The sequence below is a fragment of the Frisingicoccus sp. genome, from assembly GCA_016298055.1.
GTDB lineage: Bacteria > Bacillota > Clostridia > Lachnospirales > Lachnospiraceae > Frisingicoccus.
Window position 1 is genome coordinate 1 of the sequence record JAEDDO010000133.1, and the last position, 4,950, is coordinate 4,950.

Annotated in this window: 7 protein-coding genes; 4 read left to right on the forward strand and 3 right to left on the reverse strand. The window is 44.5% G+C overall.

Going from position 1 to position 4,950, the window contains the following annotated elements; translation table 11 throughout:
* Positions 1-10 precede the first annotated feature (10 nt).
* Positions 11-589 carry a nitroreductase family protein gene (locus QZZ35_RS09025; protein ID WP_291235293.1) on the reverse strand — a complete coding sequence of 193 codons (579 nt, stop codon included), beginning with the start codon at positions 587-589 and terminating at the stop codon, positions 11-13.
* Positions 590-616: 27 nt separating this feature from the next.
* Entirely contained in the window at positions 617-1,486 is an 870-nt protein-coding gene (locus tag QZZ35_RS09030; protein ID WP_291237101.1) for a shikimate dehydrogenase, read from the reverse strand.
* 92 nt (positions 1,487-1,578) lie between these two features.
* Here QZZ35_RS09030 and aroD point away from each other — a divergent pair, with 92 nt between their 5' ends.
* The 4 genes from aroD to QZZ35_RS09050 are packed head-to-tail and all read left to right on the forward strand — an operon-like array spanning position 1,579 to position 4,702.
* Positions 1,579-2,343 (forward strand): type I 3-dehydroquinate dehydratase, encoded by a 765-nt coding sequence (aroD, locus tag QZZ35_RS09035; RefSeq protein ID WP_291237102.1) that lies wholly within the window; start codon positions 1,579-1,581, stop codon positions 2,341-2,343.
* Positions 2,327-3,412 (forward strand): pyridoxal phosphate-dependent aminotransferase, encoded by a 1,086-nt coding sequence (locus tag QZZ35_RS09040; protein ID WP_291237103.1) that lies wholly within the window; start codon positions 2,327-2,329, stop codon positions 3,410-3,412. Before aroD ends, QZZ35_RS09040 begins: the two co-directional genes overlap by 17 nt.
* Positions 3,400-4,167, forward strand: a complete 768-nt coding sequence (locus QZZ35_RS09045) for an exodeoxyribonuclease III (protein ID WP_330635643.1) — start codon at positions 3,400-3,402, stop codon at positions 4,165-4,167. The genes QZZ35_RS09040 and QZZ35_RS09045 overlap by 13 nt, the downstream gene beginning before the upstream one ends.
* 22 nt (positions 4,168-4,189) lie before the next feature.
* Positions 4,190-4,702, forward strand: a complete 513-nt coding sequence (locus tag QZZ35_RS09050) for a YqeG family HAD IIIA-type phosphatase (protein ID WP_291237104.1) — start codon at positions 4,190-4,192, stop codon at positions 4,700-4,702.
* Positions 4,703-4,770: 68 nt separating this feature from the next.
* On the opposite strand, the gene QZZ35_RS09055 is transcribed toward QZZ35_RS09050, so the two are convergent.
* On the reverse strand, positions 4,771-4,950 hold a 180-nt coding region (locus QZZ35_RS09055), incomplete at its 5' end, for a helix-turn-helix domain-containing protein (protein WP_291237105.1).

The following is a 4,950-nucleotide window of genomic DNA, read 5'->3' on the forward strand; positions in this document are numbered from 1 at the left end:
GCCCCATGTTTTAAATGATTGTAAATCGTCCCTCTTTACGTCTTGGCGCTTTTGCTTCTTTAGCGGGATAACCGAGAGTGACGAGAGCGACCAGGCTGCCTTTTCCAGGGGCAAACATGTCTCTGAGTTCATCACCGACCAGGGTTTCTACCGGTGCGGTAAGCCAGCAGGTGGCCAGACCTTTATCATGGGCTGCCAGCAAAATATTTTCCAGTGCTGCACCGATACTGAGGTTGATCATATCGGCTTTGTTTTCGTAGTCCGGTTTTAACTGAAATGCCAGGATGTAAACCGGGGCACCACCGAGATTCCGGACGAAAGTCGTTGTCTCATCGACAACAGCCGGAGCGTTGGCAAAACGTGCTTTTAACGACGGTTCAAGTCGATTGGCTACACGTTCCATAATCTCGGACATTTTTGCAAGCTCTTCTTTGCTCTGAATGGCAACAAAGTACCATGGCTGAAGGTTTACGGCCGAAGGTGCCCATGTGCCGGCTTCAAGAATTTCCTGTAAATCTTCTTTGCTGACCGGTGTAGGTAAATAATTTCGGATACTTCTCCGGCTCAAAATATTTTCTCTTGTCTCCATAATATGAATCCCTCCCAGTTATAGAATTTAGCGTTTAAAATATTTTTCTTTTATAATGTCTATCGGCATTTCTTTGCCTGTCCAGAGTGTAAATGCAGCAGCTCCCTGATAAAGAAGCATGTAGAGGCCGTTAAAGGTCGGACAGCCGTGTTCTCTGGCCAGACGGAGGAGTTTTGTCTCTTCCGGATTGTAGATGACATCAGAGACAATGAGGTCCGGTCGGAACATGCTCATGTCTGTGATGAGGCAGTTATCTGTATTCGGACTCATGCCGACAGAAGTGCCGTTTGTCAGAATATCGCTGGCATCAACAGCTTTTTTCAGTTCAGTGGTGTCTGCAAGATCATCTAAAGTCACTTTACAGTCTGTTTTTTCATTGATCCGGTCTACAAGGGCCTGGAGGCGAGGGAAAAATTGATCTTTTATATTAAATACATGAATTTCTTTTAAACCGTCCAGAGCGGCCTGAACGCAGATGGCTGTAGCCGCACCGCCGCCGCCGAGAAGGGTCATCGTCTTTCCGGTGAGGTCATAGCCCGCATCCTTTGCTGCCTGCATGTAACCGATACCGTCTGTCGTATGTCCGGTCAGAATGCCGTTATCATTGACAACTGTATTGACAGCACCAATAATCTGGGCTGCCGGTGAGAGGTGATCGCAGTATTCGGCCATGAGATTTTTATCCGGCATAGTCAGGTTAAATCCTCGTACGCCGAGGACTTTAAGGCCTTCGACAGCTGTTTTTAAATGATCTGTTCCCACATTAAATGCCAGATAGGCATAGTCCAGACCGAGCTGACGAAAGGCTTCGTTATGCATCATCGGTGAGATGCTGTGTGCTACCGGACTTCCTAAAAGTCCGGTCAAAACGGTATGTCCAGTAATTCTTGATTCCATAATTTCTGTCTCCTTTATCTTAAGCTTGCCATTATTTTGAATTAATATTAAAATAAAATAGGTTGAATGTCAATTTGGAGGTTAATTAAATTATGAATACAGTTTATATAAGAGAATTGGCGATCGGGGAGGGACGACCGAAGATCTGCGTTCCGATCTGCGGAAAGACAGGTCAGGATATCCTTGATCAGGCAGAAAGGATCCATTCGCTTCCGGCCGAGATCGTAGAATGGCGCGGCGACTGGTATGATGAAATATTCGATATGTCTTATGTAAGAGCCATGCTTGAGGCTCTGAGAAGTGTTATCGGTGAGAAACCATTGTTATTCACATTCCGCACGGCACAGGAGGGCGGCGAGAAAGCCATTCGCCCGGAACAGTACAGAGAGCTTTTAGAATCTGTGTGTGAATCCGGATGGGCGGATGCGATCGATGTGGAATTATTTATGGATGAGAAAGTAAGGGGACCGATTATTGAAAAGGCCCATGCATGCGGAATAAAAGTGATCGCTTCCAATCATGATTTTATAAAGACGCCGGATAAGGACGAAATCACCCGTCGTCTGATCTTAATGGATGAGATGGGGGCGGATATTTTAAAGATTGCCGTTATGCCGAAATCCCGGACAGATGTGCTGGATCTTTTGTCTGCAACGGAAGAGATGCAGCGCCTTTATACAGAAAAGCCGGTTGTGACCATGTCCATGGGTCCGCTGGGGCTGATCAGCCGACTTTCCGGTGAATTTTTTGGTTCGGCAATGACGTTTGGCGCCGGTGATAAAGCCTCTGCACCGGGTCAGATACCAGCAGAACGGTTAAAGATGATATTGGATGAAATTCATGAGCACATGGTATGATCATATACATCACGGAGGCAAGCGAAGGGACGGTGCAAGAATTTCGGGAAGGAGTAAAGAGTCGATGATTGATTTTTCGGTGAATGTCACACCTTTAGGCATTCCGGATAATATAAAAAAAGCAATGGAAGAAAGTCTTGAGAGAGCGGGATGGTATCCGGATGACAGTAAGTTTAATCTGAAGCATGCCATTGGAGAGAAGTATAGTATTTTACCGGATTGGATATGTATGGGAAACGGGGCCTCAGATGTGATTTTTCGTCTGGTCTTTGCACTCCGGCCAAAAAGGGCGGTTGTTCTTGCACCCACATTTGCAGAATATGAGGCGGCTTTAAGATGCGTGGATGCAAAAATCGACCATTATGCGATCGACCATAAGGATTTTAAAGTAAAAAGTGATTTGCTGGACATGATTCAGAAAGATACGGATATCCTGTTTTTGTGCAACCCGAATAATCCCACCGGGCTTCTGATGACAAAAGCCCAGGTAGAGGAAGTGCTCCTGCGCTGTGAGGAAACAGACACCTGGCTTGTGGTGGACGAATGTTTTCTAGAATTTGTTGAAGATGGCGAAACCTATTCCGTGATGGATCGTTTGAAAGATCATCCGAAACTTTGCATTATCAAGTCTTTTACAAAAATGTTCGGCATTGCGGGACTGAGGCTGGGATATCTTCTTTGCAGCAAAGAGGGAATGGCAGATCGAGTGGATCATTTTGGATGTGACTGGAATATCAATTGTGTTGCAGAGGCGGCCGGACTTGAGGCATTAAGATCGGAGGCCTATGAGGAAGAAGTGCGGTCCTATATTGCAAAGGAGCGGAAGTGGCTTAGAGAAGCACTTTTAGGGCTGAATCTGAAAGTCATTGACGGCAGGGCCAATTATCTTTTATTCAAAGCTTCAAAGGCGGACAGGGAGCCTCTTGGCGAATGGCTTTTAAAGAGAGGAATTATGATCCGGTGCTGTGATGATTATGAAAATATGACAGGGGATTATTACCGCATTGGAATAAATACCCATGAGATGAATTGTAAATTAGTTGAGGAGATAGGGGGATGGATGCGTTGAAATTAATTTCATGGAATGTCAATGGCCTTCGTGCTGTTGTGGGAAAAGGCTTTGTGGACATATTTAATGAACTGGATGCGGATATTTTCTGCCTTCAGGAGACAAAACTTCAGGCAGGTCAGATCGAATTGGACTTGCCGGGATATGAGCAGTATTGGAATTATGCTGAGAGAAAGGGCTATTCGGGAACGGCAGTATTTACAAGAATACATCCGCTTTCCGCAGCTTACGGTATGGGAATTGCAGAGCATGACATGGAAGGAAGGGTCATTACACTTGAATACGATAAGTTTTATCTTGTGAATGTCTATACGCCGAATTCAAAGGATGGTTTGGCACGTCTTCCTTACCGAATGGAATGGGAAGATGATTTCAGAGCATATCTAAAAGGACTCGAAAAGACAAAACCAGTGGTTCTGTGTGGGGATCTGAATGTGGCCCATGAAGAGATCGATCTGAAAAATCCAAAGACAAACCGGAAGAATGCGGGCTTTTCTGATGAAGAGCGGGCAAAGATGACCGAACTTCTTGAGGCCGGGTTTATTGATACTTTCCGGTATTTTTACCCGGATAAGACCGGCGAATATTCCTGGTGGTCTTATCGTTTTAATGCAAGAAAGAACAATGCGGGATGGCGCATTGACTATTTTATTGTGTCGGATGCTTTAAAAGATCAGTTGGAATCCGCATCCATCCATCAGGAAATTTTCGGATCCGATCATTGTCCGGTAGAGCTCAAATTGAAGTTTGATTAAAATAAGCGGGGAGAATAAAGAAATGTTTGAAATGTTTTATCCGGATGCCTGGGTGGCATCCACTTACAATATACCTTTTGAGAAGTTTTATAAAAAGGGTTACAGAGGCGTGATCTTTGATATTGACAATACACTGGTTCCTCACGGAGCCATGGCAGATGAGCGGGCGGAAAATCTGTTTCAACAGTTGAAAGAACTGGGATTTTCCTATGCATTGATCTCTAACAATAAGGAACAGCGTGTGCGTATGTTTAATGAAAATATTCATGCCTACACCGTGTGTGATGCCCATAAGCCCAATCCGGAGAATTACCTGAAGGCAGCAGCTTTGATGGGGCTGGAAGCGGATGAGATCCTTTTTGTGGGTGACCAGATCTTTACAGATATTTTTGGCGCCCGTCTTGCCGGAATCTACAGTATTCTTGTTCGGCCGATTCATCCAAAGGAAGAAATACAGATCGTATTTAAGAGAAAGTTGGAAAAGATTATTTTGCATTTTTATAAAAAGAAACGCCGGAGAGAAAAAAACAAATAATAAATTTCGGGAAAAATAAAGACCGTTATATCACATAAAGGCTTAATGTGATATAGCGGCCTTTTGGTTTATAGCGGCAGTTGGTTTTGCTTTCGCCATTCCCTCGGTGAGATGCCATATACATTTTTAAAAGCTCTGGAAAAGTGAAGCTGATTGGCATAGCCGACGGCACTACTGATATCTCGAATAGAAAGCTGTGTCAGTTTTAGAAGTTCCGTAGCTTTGATCATACGGTAATTCAGCAAAAA